Below are 21,488 nucleotides of genomic sequence, written 5' to 3'. Positions count from 1 at the left end.
GATGATATTTTGGTTATTTGGCCGGCGCCGGTGCCGCCGGTGCGGGTGCCGCGGGAGCGGTCGGCTTGGCCGGTGCGGCGCCATCAGCCGGCTTTGCCGGAGCGGCTCCGCTGGCTGGCTTGGCGGGCGCGGAAGCGTCCGCGGCGGCACCCGGCGCCGGCAGCGGCTTGGGATTGTCCGACAGCGTGCGCAGATAGGCGATGACGTTGGCGCGGTCCTCGTCCTTGGGCAGGCCGGCGAAACCCATGGCGGTGCCCTTCACGAATTTCTTCGGCGAGGTGATGAAGTGGTTGATGTTGTCGTAGGTCCACTTCTCGGTGCCGCCCTTGGAGAATTCCTTCATGCCGGCCGAATAGGCGAAGCCTTCATGTTCGGCGACCGGACGGTCGACGACGTCCCACAGATCGGGGCCGACCTTGTTCGGCCCGCCCTTTTCGCCGGAATGGCAGGCCTGGCATTTCTTGAAGACGGCGGCGCCCGCCTCGACATTGGCGGTCTGCAGCAGATCGGCGATCGGCTTGGCCTCGGCGGCCGGGCCGGTAGCGCCGCCTTCGGTGGGCTCGGCGGCCTCGATGGCGAAGCCAGGCTTTTCCGGAGCCGGCGAGGCAAACAGCGCGTCCGAGACAAGTCCGACCGAGAAAACGACGAAAATGGTTCCGAGCAATCCGGCGAGCAGTTTGTTGACTTCGTTGGAATCCATACGCCCCTTGCTCCCTTTTCCGGCGGACTGATCCGTCCACTCCGTCCGTCGGTGTCGAGACCCGCCCTCCAGAGCCGGTCAAATCGGGGCGGAAACTAGGTCTTTTGCTCGGGCGTTGCAACACCTATAAGGGCGCTTCCAGTGAGACCTTTTGCCACTTTTCCCCTCCCCTTTTCGAACGCCTTGCCATAGCCATGTCCACCTTGATCCTGATCCCCGCCCGCATGGCCTCGACCCGCCTGCCGGGCAAGCCGCTGGCCGACATCGCCGGCGCGCCGATGATCGTCCATGTCGCCCGCCGCGCGGCCGAGGCCAGCCTTGGCCGCGTGGTGGTGGCGACCGACACGCGGAGTGTCGCCGAAGCGGTGCGCGCGCACGGTTTCGAGGCCGTGATGACACGCGTCGATCACGAATCCGGCTCCGATCGCATCCACGAGGCGCTGGTCGAGCTTGATCCCCGGCGCGAGGTCGAAACCATCGTTAATGTGCAGGGCGACCTGCCGACCATCGATCCCGGCATCATCGCCGCCTCGCTTTGGCCTTTCGAGAACGCGGCCGTGGATATCGCCACGCTCTGCGTCGAGATCGTACGCGAGGAGGAAAAGACCAATTCCAACGTCGTCAAGGTCGTCGGTTCGCCTCTGTCCGCCACGAGGCTAAGGGCGCTCTATTTCACCCGCGCCACCGCGCCATGGGGCGAGGGGCCGCTCTATCATCATGTCGGCCTCTACGCCTATCGACGTGCCGCGCTCGAGCGTTTCGTGTCGCTGAAGCCATCGCCGCTCGAGCGCCGCGAGCGGCTGGAGCAGTTGCGGGCGCTGGAAGCCGGCATGCGCATCGACGCCGAGGTCGTCCAGTCGCTGCCGCTTGGCGTCGACACGCCGGAAGACCTTGAGCGCGCCCGAACCATCCTTTCAAACTGATCCCTCCGAACAGAGACACTGTGAATCGAGATCTGGCCATGCCTGAAAAGACCAACAGAATATCCTTCCAGGGCGAGCCAGGCGCCAATTCCGACACCGCCTGCCGCAACGTCTATCCCTCGATGGAGCCGTTGCCGTGCCCGACCTTCGAGGACGCGTTCAACGCGGTCGAGACCGGCAAGGCCGATCTCGCCATGATCCCGATCGAGAACACCATCGCCGGACGCGTTGCCGACATCCATCACCTGCTGCCGGAATCGAGGCTTCACATCGTCGGCGAATATTTTCTGCCGATCCATTTCCAGCTGATGGTGCTGCCCGGCGTCATACGCGACGAGATCAAAACCGTGCACAGCCATATCCACGCGCTTGGCCAGTGCCGCAAATACATCCGCAAGAACGGCTGGAAGGCGGTCGTCGCTGGTGACACGGCGGGCGCCGCCAAGATGGTCTCCGAGGTCAGGGACCGCACCATGGCCGCGCTGTCGCCGGCGCTGGCGGCGACGCTTTACGGGCTCGATATCATCGAGGAGAATGTCGAGGATACCGATTCCAACGTCACCCGCTTCGTCGTCCTGACCAAGAACAAGCAGTGGGCCGAGCGCCCGTCACCTGACGTCAGGATGATGACGACCTTCATGTTCCGCGTCCGCAACGTGCCGGCCGCGCTTTACAAGGCGATGGGCGGCTTCGCCACCAACGGCATCAACATGACCAAGCTGGAGAGCTATCAGCTGGGCGCATTCACGGCGACGCTTTTCTACGCCGATATCGAAGGCCATCCCGACGATCCGCTGGTCAAGCTGGCGCTGGACGAGCTTCGCTTCTTTTCACGCGAGGTGCGCATTCTGGGTGTCTATCCGGCCAGCCAGTCGCGCGAGCAGTGGAAAGTGGCGGATTAAATCACCGCGCCCAGCGGCACGTAGTCGATCTCGAGAAATTTCTCGACCTCCGGCACCCAGCGGTCGCGCACGAAGGCGACATGGTCCGGATGGTCGTTGTATCTGGTGTAGGCGGCCTGGTCGGCGAACTCCATCGAGAAGCCGAACCGATAGTCGTTCTTGGCGCTCACTTGCCGCAGCTGTTCGAAATGGGTGACGCCCCGGATCGCCGAGAGGATTTTCCTGGCGTCGACCAGGAAGCGCTTTTCCTCCAGTGAGTGCGGCGCATGCTTCAGCGTGAAGACGACGGTGTGGCGGATCATTTGCCTCTCCTGCAATGACTTTCAGTATTCGCTATGCGCTGTCGACCCAGGCGCGGATGAGGTGATGCGCGATGGCGCCTTTCGGCGGCGTGATCAGGTTGCCAGGATGTTCCCGGGCCAGCATCGAGCGCACTTCGTCGCGCAAGAACCAGCGGCAGTCTTCCAGCTCGTTGAGATCGGCCTGGATGTCTTCGTTGAGCGGCTCGCCGAAGCAGCCGATCATCAGTGAATAGGGGAACGGCCAGGGCTGGCTGGCATGATAGACGACGCGGCCGAGCCGGATGCCGGCCTCCTCCAGCGTTTCGCGGCGCACCGCCGCCTCGATCGTCTCGCCCGGCTCGATGAAACCGGCAAGGGCCGAATACATGCCCGGGGCGAAGTGCCGGCCGCGCCCAAGCAGGCATTTCTCCCGCGTCGCCGTCAGCATGATCGCCACCGGGTCGGTGCGCGGGAAATGCTCGGCACCGCAATTCGGGCAGTGCCGTTTGTAGCCACCGGCCCGCATTTGCGATTCGGATCCGCATTTGCTGCAGAAGCGGTGGCTGGCATGCCAGGCGAGCAGGGAGGCCCCTTGCGCCATCGCCCCGGCCGCCGCCTCGTCGATCAGCCCCTGCATATAGACCGAGCGGTAGTCGATCGCCTTGACGGTTTCCGGCAGCTGTTCGGGGTCGATGCCGGCCGGCACCGCCAGCACCGGTCCCTGTTCGGAAAAGCCGAGCAGGACACTTTGACCAAAGGGAGGATTAAATGGCTGGCTCTCCGCGACGCCAAACCAGGGATCAAGACCGGTGCCATTTCCTGACTTCAGGTAGAGCCGTCCGCCGTTCATCAAAAGCAGCCGCGCCGTCGGGTCGGCGAGCGCCTTGTCGGCCGAATCGTCGGCGCGGTTCTCGGATTGCCGGTCGATCGTGTTGCCGGCAAAGCCGACGAACTGGCTCGGCTCGCGCAGGGGCGCGTCAAACAGGCTGAAGCTCATGCGGACTCTGGAACTTTGGGATGGACATGTTTGGGCTGAACACAGGGGATGGCTTATAACGCCGCCCTGATCGTTTCGGCAAACCGGCGCAGATCGGAACGCTGATAGGGCTCGCGCAGGCCGTGGCCCCACACCGGGCCGGGCCAGCCGGGATCGCCTTCAGACCGTGCAATGACATGGATGTGCAGCTGGCGCACGATGTTGCCAAGCGCGCCGGTGTTGATCTTGGTGCAGCCGGTCACCTTCTTCAGGGCCTGCGCCACCATGTTGGTCTCGAAGGTCAGCATCGCCTGGTCGAGTGGCGTCATGTCGTGGATCTCCTCCGCACCCGGCCTTTGCGGCACCAGAACCAGCCATGGCCAGCGGCGATCGTTCATGATCCGCAATTCGCACAGCCCAAGCCACATCAACTGCTCGCTGTCCGCTTCCAGCCGGGCGTCCAGCGTGAATCCGGCCTTCAGGCCCGGCAACATCGGCGTTTCCCTTAATTTTCTTGGTTTCCTCGGACTCGTGGACGCTAGAGCGCTGGCACGGGGGCCGCAAGCGAATCATTGTTTCCCTCACGGTTTGGCGCATCAAATCTCATGCGCACTTGCATTTCATCGCGCAATTGCCGATATGGACAGCGGGAGGTTGGTGGTGGACGATCCACTCGCCAACCGGGTCAGGTCCGGAAGGAAGCAGCCCTAACGAGCCCGGAACGGGTCATTGTTCCAGCCTCCCGCCTCTTCGCCTTTCTCCCGCGACATTGACGGCGCCAAGCCGTGCGGGCGAAACTATGCGCAGGAATCGACCGCGTCGAGACGCGGTCCTTGGAGCTTTACGGGCGAATGAGCGAAGCCGGAAATTCGGGAGCGGACAAGGCCGGCGCCTATCGAGTATTGGCGCGCAAATACCGTCCTTCGAACTTCTCCGAGCTGATCGGCCAGGAGCCGATGGTCCGCACCCTCACCAACGCCTTTGCCACCGGCCGCATCGCCCAGGCCTGGATGCTGACCGGCGTACGCGGTGTCGGCAAGACGACGACGGCGCGTATCCTGGCCCGCGCCTTGAATTACAAGACATCAGCCGTGGACCAGCCTTCGGTCGATCTTTCGGTGCCCGGCGAGCATTGCCAGGCGATCATGGAAGGCCGTCATGTCGACGTCATCGAGATGGACGCCGCCTCGCACACCGGCATCGACGACATCAGGGACATCATCGAGCGCGTGCGCTACGCGCCGGTCTCGGCCCGCTACAAGGTCTACATCATCGACGAAGTGCACATGCTGTCCACGCAGGCCTTCAACGGCCTGTTGAAGACGCTGGAAGAACCGCCGCCGCACGTCAAATTCATCTTCGCCACCACCGAGATCCGCAAGGTTCCGATCACCGTCCTGTCGCGCTGCCAGCGGTTTGACCTAAGGCGCATCGATGCCGGCGCGCTGGTCGCGCATCTCTCCTCGATCGCGGCCAAGGAAGGCATTTCGGTCGACGACGACGCGCTGGCGATGATCGCGCGCGCCGCCGAGGGTTCGGCCCGCGATTCGCTCTCCATCCTCGACCAGGCGATCGCCCATGGTGCCGGCTCCGTCAGCGCCGAGGCCGTGCGCGCCATGCTCGGCCTGGCCGACCGCGCCCGCATCGTAGATCTGTTTGAACATGTCATGAAAGGCGATGTGGCGGCCGCACTTGGCGAATTCCGCGCGCAATACGATACCGGCGCCGATCCGGCCGCCGTGCTGACCGACCTTGCCGAGTTCAACCACCTCGTCACGAGGCTGCGTTTCGTGCCGACCGCCATGGACGACGCATCGCTGTCGCAGGACGAACGCCAGCGTGGCGCCGATTTCGCCAGGGCGCTGTCGGTCAGGGTGCTGTCGCGGACCTGGCAGATGCTGCTCAAGGGCATTCCCGAGGTGCAGTCCTCCAACCGGCCCGTCAGCGCCGCCGAAATGGTGCTGATCCGTCTGGCGCACGCCGCCGACCTGCCGACGCTGGACGAGGCGTTGCGATCGCTCGAGGGGGGAGCACCGGTTCAAAACGGTGCGCCGCGGCCAAACGGAGCGCCGGCCAGTCCCGGCAATGGCGGCGGCAGCGGGGCCAGCGCGGTGGCCCAGACGCGCATGCCTGGCGGATCGGGCGGCGCGCAGACCATGCGGCTGGTCGAGGCCACGCCGGCGCCGACCGCCTTCGTCGGGCCTCCGCAGCCGGTGCCGGAGACGCAGCCGGTACCCTTGAAATCGCTGGCCGACATTATCGCCCTTGCCGATGCGCAGCGCGACATCGCTTTCAAGGTGCTGCTCAGGAGCTGCATTCGTCTCGTGCGCATCGAGCCTGGCCGCATCGATGTCGGCCTGACCAGCGACGCGCCCAAGATGCTGCTCAACGACCTGACGACGAAGCTGCGCGCCTGGACCGGCCGCAACTGGCTGGTGTCGCTGTCGAAGGAAGAAGGTGGCCAGACGCTGGCCGAGATGGAATCGACGAAGCGCGAAAACGCCTTCCTCGATGCCAGGAGCGATCCGACCGTCGCCGCCATCCTGGCGCGCTTTCCCGGCGCCAAGATCATCGACGTGCGCATTCCCGACGCGCCGGAGGTCGACGAGACCGAGGCCGAAGTGCCGGTTGAACCGCCGGCCGATGACGACGAGACCTGACAAATCAAGACAAGGATCGGACCATGAAAGATCTTCTCGGCCTGATGGGCAAGGCGAAGGAAATGCAGGCCAAGTTCCAGGCCATGCAGGATGAGATCGCCACGGTGGAATCCGTCGGCCAGGCGGGCGGCGGCCTGGTCAGCGTGACGCTGAGCGGAAAGTTCGAGATGAAGTCGCTGAAGATCGATCCGTCTCTGTTCAAGGAGGACGAGGTCGAGATCCTCGAGGATCTGATTCTCGCCGCCCACAATGACGCCAAGGCCAAGGTCGAGCAGATCATGCAGGAAAAGACCAAGGCGCTGACCGCCGGCCTGCCGATCCCGCCGGGAATGAAACTGCCCTTCTAGCCTTCGGCGGCGATGAGCCCATGATCGACGAGCCGTCCGAACGACTGATCGAGCAGCGTATCCGCAACAGGCTCTACGAGATCCTGGAAATCCTGGCCGATTGCGATGCTGGCGTCGATATTGTCGGCATCAAGGGCTACTTCAATCTGTTCGAGGATTTTGTGCACCGCCCGTCGATCGAGGCCGGCAGATCGGCGCTTTCGAAGGAGGAGCGCGCGATCGTGCTGGAGATCGCCGAATTCCTCGAGGCGGCTTCCGAAACAAATCCCGATTTCACCAAGGCCGAGTTCATCGACAGCGACTGGCCGGGAAGGATCGCGCCGACGGCCAGGGATGCGCGGGCACTGTTCCTCAGGCGTGGCCTGTTTTCGGAGAAAGTCGAGGAGATCGAGCCGGGTCAACCGGCCGCGATTGCGGCGGGGCGATAAAAGCGATTCCGGAAAAAGCATAACGCGGTTTTCCGTCCGGAATTGCGGCGAAACCATGAGAGGCCGATCATCGCATTTATGAAACGATGGCTCGATCCATCTGGAAAGCCACGAAATTGTGCCAATTTGGCAACAGTGCTTCATTAATAACGTTTTAGCCATCATTTTGCCCGAAAGTGTCTCATTCTTGCCGCAGCCTGGGGGCGGGCATCGAAGTGAGAGGGTTACCTGTTGATTGCCATGCGATGGAAGGCGCCGCTGTTGCTCGGCGTCGTTACGTCTCCCTTGTTCTTGGCCGCTTGCAGTCAGACCACGTCGCACGGCATGTCCGTTGCCAGCCTGACCGACGCCATCACGCCGAGTTTCCTGAGCTCGCGGTCTTACGGCCACACGCCGAAGGACAAGGAATGCCTGGAAAGGGCGATGTTCTTCGAATCCAACCGTTCGAGCCGTGACGGCATGATCGCCGTCGGCACCGTGGTCATGAACCGGCTGCGCTCCGGCCAGCACGGCAACACCATCTGCGAAGTGGTGGGCGAGCCCGGGCAGTTCGCGCCAGGTGTCATGACCAGGCAGATGAACTCGCGGGCGATGCCCGATGTCGAGGAAGCCGCCGACGCCGTGCTCAAGGGCGAGCGCAAGGCCAAGCTCAAGAACACGATGTATTTCCACACCGCCGGCCTGCGCTTCCCCTACAACAACATGCATTACACCATGGTCGCCGGCGGCAATGCGTTCTACGAAAAGCGCGGCCGCGACTGGCAGCCGCTGCCCGACGAGCCGATGGTGGCCTCGGCTGAACAGCAGCAGCGCGCGCCTGCGGCGCCCGTGCTCGTGGCATCCGCGGAACCGGTGGTCAGGACGATTGTCCGTGCCGATCCGGCCAAGCAGGCTGGCGTAACCACCGCGCGCTCGACCCCGGCAACCGCCGTACCCGCGGAGCAGACCTATATGACGGCCGCCGGGGCGCCGGCGGCAAAGTCCGCGCGCGTCGCGGTGAAGCCGACACTGGTGGCGATGCAGGAGCCGATGGAAGAGCCGGATGCCGCCCGTTTCGGCGGCGTCTTGAACACAAGGGTCATCTCCTCGGTCCAGACCGCGCCGCAGGAAGCGGCGATGGGATTCCAGTCGACGCCTGAAAACACCGATGCCATTGCCGAGATGATCGTCAGCCAGGGTCGGCCGCTCGAAGAGAATTGATCCGCGTCCCGACCCGCAATGGCAGGTCATGCGCGGATGCAGGCTGTTTCAAAGCGCTCTGAAAAATCCTAGATCAGAGCGATGTCCAAGCGAATCGCCGGTCCCGAAATCGAACGCCTGATCCAGCTCCTGGCCAAGGTGCCGGGGCTTGGTCCCCGTTCGGCCAGGCGTGCCGCCCTTCATCTGATCAAGAAGAAGGAGCAACTCCTGTCGCCGCTGGCCGCCGCCATGGGCGAGGCGGCCGACAAGGTGCGCATCTGCTCCACCTGCGGCAATCTCGACACGTCGGACCCTTGCATGATCTGCACCGACCCGCGCCGTGATGCCGCCACCCTCATCGTTGTCGAGGACGTCTCGGATCTCTGGGCGCTGGAGCGGGCGGCGGCGATGAATGTGCGCTACCATGTGCTCGGCGGCACGCTGTCGCCGCTCGACGGCATCGGTCCCGATCAGCTCAACATCCGCTCGCTGATCGACCGTGTCGCCGGCGGCGAGGTGAAGGAAATCATCCTTGCCGTCAACGCGACGGTGGAGGGCCAGACCACCGCGCACTACCTCACCGATCAACTCTCCGGCTTCGACATCAAGGTGACGCGGCTGGCGCATGGCGTGCCGGTCGGCGGCGAGCTCGACTATCTCGACGAAGGCACGCTGGCCGCGGCGCTGCGCTCGCGGACGGCGTTTTGAGGGGACAAATGGGGAAGTCCACGCCTATGCCTGCCACAAACCCTTCGAAGCTTGTGCGCAAGAATCGAACATTAGCTCTCCTCTCCCTCTTCGCAGCGTTCGTCATTTTCCTCCTCACCATCCCCGCCTCCGCCGCCTCCGTCGACGACCAGTTCCAGGCCTGGCTCCAAACCGACCTCTGGCCCGAAGCCAAGTCCAAAGGCATCTCGAAAAAGACCTTCGACGCTGCCTTCCTCGGCGTGAAGCCGAACCTCAAGCTGCCGGACCTCGTGATGCCCGGCGAAGAGCCGGCGACGCCGCAGAAGCAGCATCAGGCCGAGTTCGGTCCGCCTGCCAACTATTTCGCCGAGAAGATCGTCCGCGCCGTCACCTTGGGCGGGCGCACACGCGAGAGCGCCAATTCAAGAGTGCTTGGGCTGATCGAAAAACGTTACGGCGTTCCCGGCGAGATCCTTCTGGCGATCTGGGGCCGCGAGACCGGCTTCGGCGCGGCGAAGATGCCTTACGATGCCTTCGAGGTGCTGGGCACCAAGGCATTCATGTCGACGAGGAAGGATTTCTTCCGCACCGAACTGCTTGCGGCGCTGGAAATCGTCCAGCGCGGGCTGGCCCCGGTCAATGCCATGAAATCATCCTGGGCCGGTGCGCTCGGCCAGCCGCAATTCATGCCGACCTCTTTCCTCAAGCATGCCGTGGATTTCGACAGCGATGGACGCGTCGACATCTGGAATTCGACGCCCGACGTGCTCGCCTCGATCGCCAACTATCTCGTCCACTATGGCTGGGTGCGGGGACGCGGCTGGGGTTTCGAGGTGACGGTGCCCGAGAGCGTCTCCTGCTCGCTGGAAGGTCCGGACCAGGGCAAGAAGATCTCGCAATGGGCTGCCATGGGCATCAAGCGCGTCGACGGAAAGCCGTTTCCGGCGAGCGAATTGAAGGCGGAAGGTTTCCTGCTGATGCCGGCTGGCCGCAGCGGCCCGGCCTTCATCGCCACCCCCAATTTCTATGTGCTCAAGGAATACAACACCAGCGATCTTTACGCGCTGTTCATCGGCCACGGCGCTGACGGGATTGCCCATGGCGATCAGAATTTTTCCGGCAGCTGGGGGCCGGTAGGCGATCTCCATCGTTCCGACATCGCCGCCCTGCAACGGGCGCTGGAAGCCAAAGGTTATGATGTCGGCAGCGCCGACGGCCTGCCGGGCTTCAAGACCCGACGCTCGATTGGCAAGTGGCAGACCAAGAACGGCGAGCCCGCGACCTGCTTTCCAGATGCCGGCCTGGTCGCCGCGCTGAAATAAACCCAAAAAAGTAAGGGGATTTGTCCCGTTTGCCAGCCCCGATTGGCCTGCGTGTGTGTCGGTGCCGCCCGCCATTCCGGTTGAATGAGTCGTCGCGTAAAATCCTCGTTGCCCGCCCCGAAGCGCCGGATATGCTGTTGACCAATTGGACAAAAACCACGACGGTAAGTCGTCGAAGGGCCTTGCCGGCCCCGAAAAGAACACCGCAATCCTGAGCCGGGAACTCAGGTCAACAAAACAGGGAACAATTGCCATGATGATGGAAAAGTTTGCTCTACGATCCCGCATCCTGCTTGCGGGCGCGGCTATGTCGGCGCTGCTTCTGGCTGGTGCCCCGGCTGGCGCGGTCACGCCCGCCGACACACTGGTCGAAGGCTTCGCGATCGACGACATCATCACCATGGATCCGGGCGAGGCGTTCGAGTTGTCGACCGCCGAGGTCACCGGCAACACCTATGATCTGCTGGTCCGCCTCGACCTCAGCGACACCTCCAAGGTCAAGCCCGACCTCGCCGAAGGCTGGGCCGTCTCCGACGACGGCCTGACCTACACCTTCAAGCTCAAGCCCGGCCTGAAATTCGCCTCGGGCAATCCGATCACGGCTGCCGACGTCGCCTACTCGTTCGAGCGCGTTGTCAAGCTGGACAAGAGCCCGGCCTTCATCATCGAACAGTTCGGCATCAGCGGCGACAACGTCGCCGACAAGGCTAAGGCCGTCGACGACACCACCTTCCAGTTTACCGTCGACAAGGCCTATGCGCCGAGCTTCGTCTTGAACTGCCTGTCGGCGACCGTCGCATCGGTCGTCGATAGCAAGCTGGTCAAGGAGCACGTCGTCAAGGCCGCGCCCACCGCCGACTACAAATGGGACAATGACTTCGGCAACGCCTGGCTGAAGACCGGCTATGCCGGCTCCGGCGCCTACAAGCTGCGTGAATGGCGCGCCAACGAAGCCGTCGTCATGGAGCGCAACGACAATTATCACGGCGAAAAGGCCAAGCTCGCCCGCGTCATCTATCGCAACATGAAGGAAAGCTCGGCGCAGCGCCTGGCGCTCGAGGCCGGCGACATCGACGTTGCCCGCAATCTCGAACCGAACGACCTCGACGCCATCGCCAAGAACGCCGATCTCACCACCAACAGCGCGCCGAAGGGCACGGTCTATTACATCAGCCTCAACCAGAAGAACCCGAACCTGGCCAAGCCCGAGGTTCGCCAGGCCTTCAAATATCTGGTCGACTATGACGCGTTGAGCTCGACCATCCTCAAGGGCATCGGCGAGATCCACCAGACCTTCCTGCCCAAGGGCGATCTCGGCGCTCTCGACGAAAACCCCTTCAAGCTCGACGTCGCCAAGGCCAAGGAACTGCTGGCCAAGGCCGGTCTGCCAGACGGCTTCAGCGTGACCATGGATGTGCGTACCGGCCAGCCGACGACAGGCATGGCGGAATCGATCCAGCAGACGCTCGGACAAGCCGGCATCAAGCTGGAGATCATTCCCGGTGACGGCAAGCAGACGCTGACCAAGTATCGCGCCCGCAACCACGACATCTATATTGGCCAGTGGGGACAGGACTATTTCGATCCGAATTCCAACGCCCAGACCTTCGCCTCGAACCCGGACAATTCGGATGCCGGCAAGTCGCACACACTGGCCTGGCGCAACGCCTGGGACATTCCGGACCTGACCAAGCAGACCGAAGCGGCTCTGCTGGAGAAGGACTCGGCCAAGCGCGCCGCGCTGTACCAGGACCTCGAGAAGAAGGTACTCGACACCAGCCCCTTCGTCCTCATCCACCAGCAACTGGAAGTGGCTGGCTTGCGCAAGAACCTCAAGGGCTTCGCGCTCGGCCCGAGCTTCGACACCAACTTCGTCGGGCCGGTTTCCAAGGAATAGCGCCCGCGGACACGCCGCATGAGCACGGTTGAAAGCCAGGAGAAGGCGGGGCGCGGCAGCGCCCGTGCCTTTGCCATTCTCTCCTCGATCGGCCGGTTCCTGGTCATCGCGGTGACGACCTATCTTGGTCTTCTCGCGGTCACCTTCTTCATCGGCCGCATCATCCCGATCGACCCGGTGCTGGCGGTGCTCGGCGACCGGGCGCCGGCAAATGTCGTCGAGCGCACGCGCCGCGAGATGGGCCTAGACCTGCCGTTGATCGAGCAGTTCTACATCTATGTCAGGAGTGCGCTGAACGGGGATTTCGGCACCTCGGTGCTGACCACCAACCCTGTCATGACCGACATCCGCCGCGCTCTTCCGGCAACGACGGAACTGGCCACGCTCGGAACACTGATCGGCGCGCTGTTTGGCGTGCCGCTCGGCGTGCTGGCGGCCGTCAGGCGCGGCAGCCTCATCGACCAGATCGTGCGCGTGATTGGCCTGATCGGCTATTCCGTGCCGATCTTCTGGCTCGGCCTGCTTGGGCTCGTGCTGTTCTATGCCAAGCTGCAATGGGTGGCTTTTCCCGCGCGGCTCGATGTCGTCTACGAATACACGTTCACGCCGATCACCGGTTTCTACCTGCTCGACTCTGCGATGCAGGGTCAGTGGGATGTCTTTTGGGACGCCTTCCGCCACATCATCCTGCCGGCCTCGCTGCTCGGCTATTTCTCGCTCGCCTATATCAGCCGCATGACGCGCTCGTTCATGCTCAACGAACTTGCTCAGGAATATGTCGTCGCCGCGCGCGCCAAGGGCCTGTCGGAACGCCGCATCATCTGGGCCCACGCGCTGCGCAATGCCGCCGTGCCGATGGTCACCGTGATCGCGCTCTCCTATGCCGGCCTGCTAGAAGGCTCGGTGCTGACCGAGACTGTCTTTTCCTGGCCGGGCATCGGCCTTTACATCACCAACTCGCTGCAGAATGCCGATATGAACGCCGTGCTCGGCGGCACCATCGTCATCGGCTCGGTGTTCATCGGCATCAATCTTTTGTCAGACCTGCTCTATCGTTTGCTCGATCCGAGGACGAAATCCGCATGAGCGCCGAGGCGATCCAGAGCCGTCGCGACTGGCTGCTCAGCGAGCGGCCGGCGTCCCGCACGCAGGCGAGGCTCGGCCGCGCCTATGTCGCATGGCGGCGCTTTTCCGCCAATCGGCTGGCCTTTGTCGGCCTGCTGATCATTATCGCCCTGCTGGTCATTGCCGCTCTTGCCGGCGTGCTGGCGCCCTATTCGCCGACCGTCGGCGATTTGAAGAATGCGCGGCTGCTGGCGCCAAGCGCCGCGCACTGGTTCGGCACCGACGATCTTGGCCGCGACATCTATTCGCGCATCCTCTACGGCTCGCGCTGGACGCTTTACGTGGTCATCCTGGTTGCCATCATCGCAGCCCCGATCGGCCTTCTGGTCGGCACCGTCGCCGGCTATGCCGGCGGCTGGACCGATGCCATCCTGATGCGCATCACCGATATCTTCCTCGCTTTTCCCAAGCTGATCCTGGCGCTGGCTTTTGTCGCCGCGCTCGGTCCGGGCATCGAGAATGCGGTGCTTGCCATCGCCATCACGTCCTGGCCGCCTTATGCGCGCATCGCGCGTGCCGAAACGCTGACCGTGCGCAACTCCGACTACATCAAGGCAGTGCAGCTGATGGGCGCGTCGCCCGCCCGCATCGTGCTGCGCCACATCATGCCTCTTTGCATCTCCTCGCTGATCATTCGCGTGACGCTCGACATGGCCGGCATCATCCTCACCGCCGCCGGCCTCGGTTTTCTTGGTCTGGGCGCGCAACCGCCGCTGCCCGAATGGGGCACGATGATCGCCTCGGGCCGCCGCTTCGTGCTCGACCAATGGTGGGTGGCCGGCGCGCCGGGCTTCGCCATCCTCATCGTCAGCCTCGGCTTCAACCTGCTCGGCGACGGCCTGCGCGACGCACTCGATCCCCGCAGCGGTGACCAATGAGCGTCCTTCTCGACGTCGAGGAGCTGCGCGTCACCTTCCCGACCCGCACCGGTCTGATCGAGGCGGTGCGTGGCGTCTCCTTCTCGCTTGGCCGCGAACGTCTTGGCATCGTCGGCGAGTCCGGCTCGGGCAAGTCGCAGACGGGCCGCGCCATCATGGGCCTGACGCCGCCGCAGGCCCGGATATCGGCCGGCAAATTGGCCTTCGACGGCATCGACCTGCTCGGCATCTCGCCACGCGAACGCCGGGCGCTGCGGGGCAACCGCATCGCTATGATCCTGCAGGATCCGAAATATTCGCTCGATCCGGTGATGAGCATCGGCCGCCAGATCGTCGAGACGCTGCGCACGCACGAGAAGGTCTCCAAGGCCGAGGCGCGCGAGCGGGCGCTGGCCATGCTGGAGGCCGTACAGATCCGTGACCCCAAACGCGTTTTCGACCTGCATCCGCACGAAGTCTCCGGCGGCATGGGCCAGCGCGCCATGATCGCGATGATGCTGATCGCCGGACCCGAGCTGATGATCGCCGACGAGCCGACTTCGGCGCTCGACGTCACCGTGCAACTCGACGTGCTCAATATCCTCGATAAGCTGGTCAGCGAGCGCGGCATGGGGCTGATCTTCATCTCGCACGATCTGCGCCTGGTCTCGTCCTTCTGCGACCGCGTCGTGGTGATGTATGCCGGCAAGGTGGTCGAGCAGTTGAAGGCCTCGGAGCTGCGTGAGGCCCAGCATCCCTATACGCGCGGCCTGCTCAATTGCATGCCCCGGATCGGCTTCGAGCGCCATCCCTTGCCGGTGCTCGACCGCAAGCCGGAGTGGGCGGCATGACGTCAGCGATTGCCGTCGACAGGCTGGAGGTGGTCTTCGACCGCTTTCGCGCGCTGAAGGGCGTCAGCCTCGAGGTCAGGGAAGGAGAGTCCTATGGGCTTGTCGGCGAAAGCGGCTCCGGCAAATCGACATTGCTAAGAGCGATTGCCGGGCTCGCACCGGTCTCCTCCGGCAGCATCGCCGTCAACGGCAAGAAGCTCGGCGCGCGCCGCGCCAAGGCTTTCTACCGCGAGGTGCAGATGGTCTTCCAGGATCCGTACGGCTCGTTGCATCCGCGCCAGACCGTCGATCGCCTGTTGCAGGAGCCGCTTGCCATCCACGGCTTCGCCGACGGCGAAAAGCGCATCGAACGCGCGCTGGACGAGGTCGGCCTCGGCAACGGTTTTCGCTTCCGCTACGCGCACCAGCTCTCGGGCGGCCAACGCCAACGTGTCGCCATTGCCCGCGCGCTGATCCTTGAACCCTCGATCCTCCTGCTCGACGAGCCGACCTCGGCGCTCGACGCCTCGGTACAGGCCGAAGTGCTGAACCTGCTCGAAGAGGTACGACGGCGGCGCAAGCTCACCTTCCTGATGGTCAGCCACGACCTCGCCATCATCACACATATGTGCGAGCGGCTGATGGTGATGCAGAACGGCGAAGCGGTGGAGACGCTGACCGCCAGCCAGTTGATCGGCCACCGCGTGAATGCGGACTATACGCGGAAATTGCTCAGGGCGAGCGAGGGGTTTGTGCGGGCCTGACGTTTATCGCTGACGCCGAGTTCCCGCCCACCCCCTCTGTCCTGCCGGACATCTCCCCCGCAAGGGGGGAGATCAGCAGCTTCGGCGTTGCGCTCTCTCCTGCAACGGCGATTGGCGAAAGCGGCGGGGCGCTCAATCTCCTCCCTTGCGGGGGAGATGTCCGGTAGGACAGAGGGGGGTGCTGTCCCGCCAGCCTTCAACATTTTGCGTTGAAGGATCGCGCAATAGGCTCAGGCTGCCCCGCCTTCCGATACCGCTTCTCGGTGTCCAGTCTCGCCCTCCTGTTCCCGCTTCGGCTCCTTGATCCGGAACCACGTCACATACAGCGCTGGCAGGAACAGCAGCGTGATCGCGGTACCTGCGATGATGCCGCCCATCATGGCGTAGGCCATCGGCCCCCAGAACACTTCGCGCGCGATCGGGATCAGTGCCAGGCTGGCCGCCGCCGCCGTCAGCGCGATCGGCCGCATACGATGCTCGGTCGCCTCGATGACGGCCACCCAGCGATCCTTGCCTTCGGCGACGAGGTCCTCGATCTGCACGATCAGGATGACCGAGTTGCGGATCAGGATGCCGATCAGCGCCAGCACGCCGAGGATGGCGACGAAGCCGAGCGGCGCGCCGCTCGGCACCAGGGCCGCCACCACGCCGATCAGCCCGAGCGGCGCCACCGCCACCACCAGGAACAGGCGCTGGAAGCTCTGCAGCTGCACCATCAGGATCGTCGCCATCACGAACAGCATCAACGGCACAACCGCCGCGATCGGTCCCTGGCTTTTGGCGCTCTCCTCGACCGAGCCCGCCGTTTCGACCGAATAACCCGGCGGCAGCTTGGCGATGAAGGCGTTGACCGAGGGCTTCAGTTCGTTGACCACGGTTGCCGGCAGCGCATCGCCGACCAGCCCGGCGCGCACCGTGATGGTCGGGATGCGGTCGCGCCGCCACACCGTCGGCTGCTCGAGGTCATAGCGGAAGTTGGCGACCGCCGCGAGCGGGATCGCCTCGCCGGTGCTGGTCGGCAGCTGCATGTTCTGCAAAGTCTCGATCGAGCCCCGTTCGGCCTCGCGTGAGCGCGCCACGACATTGATCAGGTAGGTGGCGTCGCGCACCTGGGTGATGGTGGCGCCGCCGACCGTGCTGTTCAGCGCGCTGGCGATGTCGGAAGAGGTGATACCGAGCTGGCGCGCCTTGTCCTGCAGCACGTCGACCCTCAGCACACGCTGCGGTTCGTTCCAGTCGAAGGTCGGGGCCGCCAGCTTCGGATTGGCCGAGATGATGCCGGCGAATTTCTGCGCCAGTTCGCGCACCGTCTGGATATCAGGACCGCCGACGCGGTACTGAACCGGGCGGCCGACCGGCGGTCCGAGCTCGAGCAGCTTGACGAAGGCGTCGGTGCCGACGAACTCCTCGCGTAGCAGCTTTTCCAGTGCCGCCTTGACCCGGTTGCGCGCCCCGATGTTCTTGGTGACGATCACGGTCTGGCCGAAATAGGGGTTGGCCGGCTGCACGTCATAGGCCAGCACGAAGCGCACCGCGCCCTGGCCGATATAGGACGAGAAATGGTCGATGTCTGGATTGCCGACCAGTGCCCGCTGCTCGAACCGCTCCATCTGGTCGCGCGTATCGGCGATCGACGCGTTCTGCGGCAGGTTCCAGTCGACGACCAGTTCCGCCCGGTCGGATGGCGGGAAGAATTGCTGCTGAACGAGGCCGAAACCGGCGATCGAGGCCGCAAACAACAGCACCGTCACGATGATCGTCAGCCAGTGGCGGCGCACCGAGCCGACAAGGATGCGCCGGAACAGCGACGTGAAGCGGCCGGGCTGCTCGTGATGCTTGGCCTTCATCGTCGCCGGCAGGATAGTGACGCCGAGCAGGGGCGCAAACAGCACCGCCACGATCCATGACACCAGCAGCGACACGGCGATGACGACGAAAAGGGTGAAGGTGTATTCGCCGGCGGCGCTGTTGTTGAGGCCGATCGGGATGAAGCCCGCGACCGTCACCAGCGTCCCGGTCAGCATCGGAAAGGCGGTCGAGGTGTAGACATAGGTCGCCGCCCTGCGCAAGGTGTCGCCGACCTCGAGCCGCGCCACCATCATCTCGACCGCGATCATCGCGTCGTCGACCAGCAGCCCGAGAGCGATGATCAGCGCGCCCAGCGAAATGCGCTGCAGCGATATGCCGAGATATTCCATGACGGTGAAGGTGATGGCCAGCACCAACGGGATCGACAGTGCCACCACGAAGCCGGCGCGCATGCCGAGGCTGATGAACGACACCGCGAGCACGATGGCTACCGCTTCGAACAGGGCGCGGGTGAAGCCCGACACCGCCTCCTCGACGATGACAGGCTGATCGGCGACCAGATGCACGCCGACGCCGACCGGCAGGTCGGCCAGCACCCTGTTCATCTCCTCATGCAGCGCCTCGCCGAACTGCAGCAGGTTGGCATTGGGCTTCATGCCGATGGCGAGCCCGATCGCGTCCTGGCCATTGAAACGGAACAGCGCCGTCGGCGGATCGACATAGCCGCGCGTGATGGTCGCCACGTCGCTCAGCCGGAAGAAGCGGTCGTTGACGCGCAGGTTGATGGCGCGCAGGCTCTCCTCCGAGGTGAACTGGCCGCCGACGCGCACGCTGATGCGCTCCGGGCCGGACTGGATGACACCGGAAGGCGTGATTGCGTTCTGTGCCTGCAGGCTCGCCACGATCGCCTGCTGGTTGAGGCCAAGGGCCGCGATCTGGCGGGTCGAGAATTCGAGATAGATCGCCTCGTCCTGCGCGCCGATCAGGTCGACTTTCCCGGCATTGGGCACGGTCAGGATCCTGGTTCTGACATCCTCGACATAATCGCGCAGCTGGCGCGGTGTCAGCCCATCCGACGTGAAGGCGTAGATGTTGCCGTAGACGTCGCCGAAGCGGTCGTTGAAGAACGGTCCCTGCACGCCTTGCGGAAACTGGTTCCGGATGTCGTTGACCATGTTGCGCACCTGCAGCCAGGTCGGCACGACGTCGCGCGCCCTGGTGGTCGGCTTCAGGTTGACGAAGACGACGGTCTGGCCGGCTGTCGTGACCGACTTGGTGTAGTCGAGGCTGTCGAGCTCCTCGAGCTTCTTCTCGATGCGGTCGGTCACCTGCCGCACGGTCTCGTCGACCGAGGCGCCTGGCCAGTTGGCCTGGATGATCATCGTCTTGATGGTGAAGGCCGGGTCCTCTTCGCGGCCGAGATTGAGATAGGAAAATACGCCGGCCACCACGAAGACCAGCATGAAGTACCAGACCAGCGAGCGGTGGTTGAGCGCCCAGTCGGAGAGATTGAAGCCCTTCATGAGGCCCCTCCCTCGGGCACTTTCACCTTCTGACCTTCGCTCAGGCTGTGGACACCCGCGGTGACGACACGCATGCCGGCTTCAAGCCCCTCGGCAACGGTGAAGGTGCCGCCATTCCTCGACGCGACCTTGATGTCGCGCGCGCTCACGCTCGATGTCCGCGGATCGACGATCCACACTTTGTCGGCGCCGTCCTTTTCGAGCAGCGCCGACATGGGCAGTTCGATCGTCGGCGCCACCTTGGTCATGCGGGTTGCCGTCACCGTCGAGCCGAGCCGAAAGGCCTGCGGGGGATTGGTCAGCGTCAGTCGCACGCGCCGGGTGCGGGTCGCCCCCTCGGCCTGCGGCGCGATCTCGCGCAGCTTGGCCTCCGTCTGGATCGTCGGCAGCGATTGCAGGATGACCTGGAAGGGCGTGCCGGCGGAGAGATCGCCGGTCAACTGGTCGGGAATATCGACCACCGCTTCGCGCAGGTCCGAGCGCGCCACGGTGACGACCGTCTGCCCGGGTGAAACCGTCTGGCCGACCTCCGCGCCGACCGCGGTGACGACGCCGTCGAAATCCGAGAACAGCCTGGCATAGCCAAGCTGCTCCTGCGACTTGGCCAGAGAAGCCTTGGTCCGTTGGACACCGGCCTCGGCCGCTTTCCTTGCCTGCTGTGCGGCATCGAAGACGGACTGCGAGGTGTTGGCCGAGGCAAGCAGCTGGCGCTGGCGCTCCTCGCTGGCGGCGGCATTGGCGAACTGTGCCTCCGCGTTGGAGAGCTCCGCCTTGGCCGCTTGCACCGCCAGCTCCAGCGCGGTCGGGTCGAGCGCGGCGATCGTCGTGCCCTTGCTGACGATGTCGCCGACCTTGACGTCGCGCGAGACAACCCGGCCGAGCAGTCGGAAGGCAAGGTCCGCGCTGACCTGCGGCTCGACCGAGCCGGCGAAGCCGAAGGTCTGGGTGGTGCGCGGCTCGACCACGAGCGACAGCACCGGCCGGGTGATCTCCGGCGGCTTTTGATCCGACTTCGAGCAGGCGCCAAGCGCGCCAAGCGCAAACAGGCCAAGCAGGATGCGTGGCAGCCGGTTCATTGGCCCGCTCCCGCTATCTCGACCGTCTCGCCGGGACTGAGCAGCTGCCCGCCTGATGTAACGACGCTTTGGCCTTCGTCCAGCCCCTTGGCGATGACGACCGTGCCCGAATCGAAAGCCAGCACCTCGACCGGCGTTGTCGTTACCGCCTTGGTCGAGGAATCGATGACCCAGACGGCCGGTTTGCCGCCGCTGGACGTCAGCGCCTGCCAGGGCAACAGGATCGCCTTCGCCGGCTTGGCGCTGACCGAGCCGATGACGGCCGCGCCCAGCGGCATGCCGGTGGGCGTATCGGCAATGCCGACCTTGACCCGGATCGAACCGGACGCCTGGTCGACCGCGGGCGAAATTTCCCGCACCTTGCCTGTTGCCCTCACCTGCGGATCGGACAACAGCGTGATTGTCACCGCGGGAGAGGTCGGCGTCCTGGCGACCAGCGTCTCCTGCACGTTGAACACGGCGTCCCGGTCGCCGTCCTCGGCTACGGTGAAGACGGTCTGCGCTGCTTGCACCACCTGGCCGGTCTCGATCTGACGGGCGGTGATCACGCCGGCGGCCCCTGCCTTGAGTTCGGTGAAAGAAAGGTTCTGCTGCGCATTGGCGAACGCGCTCTGCGCTGCATCGACACTGCCTTGCGCCACCTTCAGCGCCTGGTCGGCGGTGTCAAAATCGCGTCTGGTGGTGAAGCCCTGGGCAAGCAGCGTCTTCTGCCGCGCGAATGTGGCGGCGGCCTGGGTCAGTTGTGCTTGTGCCGCGTCAAGGTCGGCCTGCGCGGAACGCAGATCGGATTCTTGTTCCTGCGGATCGATGCGGGCAAGCACCGCGCCCTGGTCGACATGCTGGCCGACATCGACGAGCCGCTCGGCGACGCGGCCGCCGACCCTGAACGACAGATTGTTCAGCGTGCGCGCCGCGATTACGCCCGTCAGCGAGGTTCTCGGCGCATAGTCGGCGAGCGCCACCGTCTCGGTGCGCACCATGATCGGCAGCTTTTTCGCCGCGGCCTCCTGCTTCTGGCAGCCGGTCAGCAGCAGGGCGGCCATACAGGCGAAAAGCGCCGAGGCGACTGGAAAAGACAAAAGGCTGGAGGTTTTGACCGATGGCGGCGAGACGGAGGATGTCGCGTTCCTGCTCATGGGCTCCCCTCGGCCGCGGACCGCTCGCGGATATCTGGAGGATAATCGATCCCTGGAAAAAGGAAA

20 protein-coding genes and 1 other RNA gene are annotated in these 21,488 nt (G+C 64.4%); 14 read left to right on the top strand and 7 right to left on the bottom strand.

The window, feature by feature from the left end:
• Positions 1-13: 13 nt before the first annotated feature.
• A complete protein-coding gene (locus FJ930_RS20280; protein WP_141839839.1) occupies positions 14-700 on the bottom strand; it encodes a cytochrome c family protein in 687 nt (228 codons plus the stop codon).
• Positions 701-894: 194 nt separating this feature from the next.
• On the opposite strand from FJ930_RS20280, the gene FJ930_RS20275 reads away from it, so the two are divergent.
• Positions 895-1,623 carry a 3-deoxy-manno-octulosonate cytidylyltransferase gene (locus FJ930_RS20275; protein WP_141839838.1) on the top strand — a complete coding sequence of 243 codons (729 nt, stop codon included), beginning with the start codon at positions 895-897 and terminating at the stop codon, positions 1,621-1,623.
• A 38-nt stretch (positions 1,624-1,661) separates the two neighbouring features.
• Entirely contained in the window at positions 1,662-2,525 is an 864-nt protein-coding gene (locus FJ930_RS20270) for a prephenate dehydratase (protein WP_141839837.1), read from the top strand.
• Here FJ930_RS20270 and FJ930_RS20265 read toward each other — a convergent pair.
• The 3 genes from FJ930_RS20265 to FJ930_RS20255 are packed head-to-tail and all read right to left on the bottom strand — an operon-like array spanning position 2,522 to position 4,276.
• Positions 2,522-2,827 (bottom strand): Dabb family protein, encoded by a 306-nt coding sequence (locus FJ930_RS20265; RefSeq protein WP_140744226.1) that lies wholly within the window; start codon positions 2,825-2,827, stop codon positions 2,522-2,524. The two genes, FJ930_RS20270 and FJ930_RS20265, sit on opposite strands and share 4 nt — an antisense overlap.
• A gap of 31 nt (positions 2,828-2,858) precedes the next feature.
• The gene (nudC, locus tag FJ930_RS20260) at positions 2,859-3,803 is read right to left on the bottom strand and encodes an NAD(+) diphosphatase (RefSeq protein ID WP_141839836.1); all 945 of its coding nucleotides are present in this window, start codon (positions 3,801-3,803) and stop codon (positions 2,859-2,861) included.
• A 53-nt stretch (positions 3,804-3,856) separates the two neighbouring features.
• Positions 3,857-4,276: an HIT family protein gene (locus tag FJ930_RS20255; RefSeq protein WP_140691276.1), complete on the bottom strand. Its 420-nt coding sequence runs from the start codon at positions 4,274-4,276 to the stop codon at positions 3,857-3,859.
• A 155-nt stretch (positions 4,277-4,431) separates the two neighbouring features.
• Between FJ930_RS20255 and ffs the strand changes: the two genes are divergently transcribed.
• The 12 genes from ffs (at position 4,432) to FJ930_RS20195 (ending at position 15,878) form a co-directional block, all read left to right on the top strand.
• Positions 4,432-4,528, top strand: an RNA gene (ffs, locus tag FJ930_RS20250) — signal recognition particle sRNA small type.
• A gap of 105 nt (positions 4,529-4,633) precedes the next feature.
• Positions 4,634-6,442, top strand: coding sequence for a DNA polymerase III subunit gamma/tau (locus FJ930_RS20245; RefSeq protein ID WP_141839835.1), 1,809 nt, complete (start codon positions 4,634-4,636; stop codon positions 6,440-6,442).
• Between the two features lie 23 nt (positions 6,443-6,465).
• Positions 6,466-6,789, top strand: coding sequence for a YbaB/EbfC family nucleoid-associated protein (locus FJ930_RS20240; protein WP_019863040.1), 324 nt, complete (start codon positions 6,466-6,468; stop codon positions 6,787-6,789).
• 20 nt (positions 6,790-6,809) lie between these two features.
• Positions 6,810-7,217, top strand: a complete 408-nt coding sequence (locus FJ930_RS20235; protein WP_140744223.1) for a hypothetical protein — start codon at positions 6,810-6,812, stop codon at positions 7,215-7,217.
• A 231-nt stretch (positions 7,218-7,448) separates the two neighbouring features.
• Positions 7,449-8,417: a cell wall hydrolase gene (locus FJ930_RS20230; RefSeq protein ID WP_141839834.1), complete on the top strand. Its 969-nt coding sequence runs from the start codon at positions 7,449-7,451 to the stop codon at positions 8,415-8,417.
• Between the two features lie 81 nt (positions 8,418-8,498).
• Entirely contained in the window at positions 8,499-9,104 is a 606-nt protein-coding gene (gene recR / locus FJ930_RS20225; protein ID WP_141839833.1) for a recombination mediator RecR, read from the top strand.
• A 26-nt stretch (positions 9,105-9,130) separates the two neighbouring features.
• Positions 9,131-10,405: a lytic murein transglycosylase gene (locus FJ930_RS20220; RefSeq protein WP_181763430.1), complete on the top strand. Its 1,275-nt coding sequence runs from the start codon at positions 9,131-9,133 to the stop codon at positions 10,403-10,405.
• A gap of 253 nt (positions 10,406-10,658) precedes the next feature.
• On the top strand, positions 10,659-12,302 hold the full coding sequence (locus FJ930_RS20215; RefSeq protein WP_141839832.1) for an ABC transporter substrate-binding protein: 1,644 nt from the start codon (positions 10,659-10,661) through the stop codon (positions 12,300-12,302).
• A gap of 18 nt (positions 12,303-12,320) precedes the next feature.
• A complete protein-coding gene (locus FJ930_RS20210) occupies positions 12,321-13,388 on the top strand; it encodes an ABC transporter permease (RefSeq protein WP_141839831.1) in 1,068 nt (355 codons plus the stop codon).
• Positions 13,385-14,305: a nickel transporter permease gene (gene nikC, locus FJ930_RS20205; RefSeq protein ID WP_141839830.1), complete on the top strand. Its 921-nt coding sequence runs from the start codon at positions 13,385-13,387 to the stop codon at positions 14,303-14,305. The genes FJ930_RS20210 and nikC overlap by 4 nt, the downstream gene beginning before the upstream one ends.
• Complete coding sequence (locus FJ930_RS20200; RefSeq protein ID WP_141839829.1) at positions 14,302-15,135, top strand: ABC transporter ATP-binding protein; 834 nt, start codon at positions 14,302-14,304, stop codon at positions 15,133-15,135. The genes nikC and FJ930_RS20200 overlap by 4 nt, the downstream gene beginning before the upstream one ends.
• Positions 15,132-15,878, top strand: a complete 747-nt coding sequence (locus FJ930_RS20195; protein ID WP_141839828.1) for an ABC transporter ATP-binding protein — start codon at positions 15,132-15,134, stop codon at positions 15,876-15,878. Before FJ930_RS20200 ends, FJ930_RS20195 begins: the two co-directional genes overlap by 4 nt.
• A 230-nt stretch (positions 15,879-16,108) precedes the next feature.
• Here FJ930_RS20195 and FJ930_RS20185 read toward each other — a convergent pair whose 3' ends face one another.
• Genes FJ930_RS20185 through FJ930_RS20175 form a run of 3 tightly spaced genes read right to left on the bottom strand, consistent with a single transcriptional unit; the run spans position 16,109 to position 21,422 of the window.
• Positions 16,109-19,210 carry an efflux RND transporter permease subunit gene (locus tag FJ930_RS20185; protein WP_141839827.1) on the bottom strand — a complete coding sequence of 1,034 codons (3,102 nt, stop codon included), beginning with the start codon at positions 19,208-19,210 and terminating at the stop codon, positions 16,109-16,111.
• Positions 19,207-20,286, bottom strand: coding sequence for an efflux RND transporter periplasmic adaptor subunit (locus tag FJ930_RS20180; protein ID WP_141839826.1), 1,080 nt, complete (start codon positions 20,284-20,286; stop codon positions 19,207-19,209). Before FJ930_RS20180 ends, FJ930_RS20185 begins: the two co-directional genes overlap by 4 nt.
• Positions 20,283-21,422 (bottom strand): efflux RND transporter periplasmic adaptor subunit, encoded by a 1,140-nt coding sequence (locus FJ930_RS20175; RefSeq protein WP_141839825.1) that lies wholly within the window; start codon positions 21,420-21,422, stop codon positions 20,283-20,285. Before FJ930_RS20175 ends, FJ930_RS20180 begins: the two co-directional genes overlap by 4 nt.
• Between the last annotated feature and the right edge of the window lie 66 nt (positions 21,423-21,488).

The organism is Mesorhizobium sp. B2-4-15, assembly GCF_006658505.1.
Classification (GTDB): domain Bacteria; phylum Pseudomonadota; class Alphaproteobacteria; order Rhizobiales; family Rhizobiaceae; genus Mesorhizobium.
Note: the sequence above shows the minus strand (reverse complement) of the source record. Positions and strands in the feature narration are given on the sequence as shown.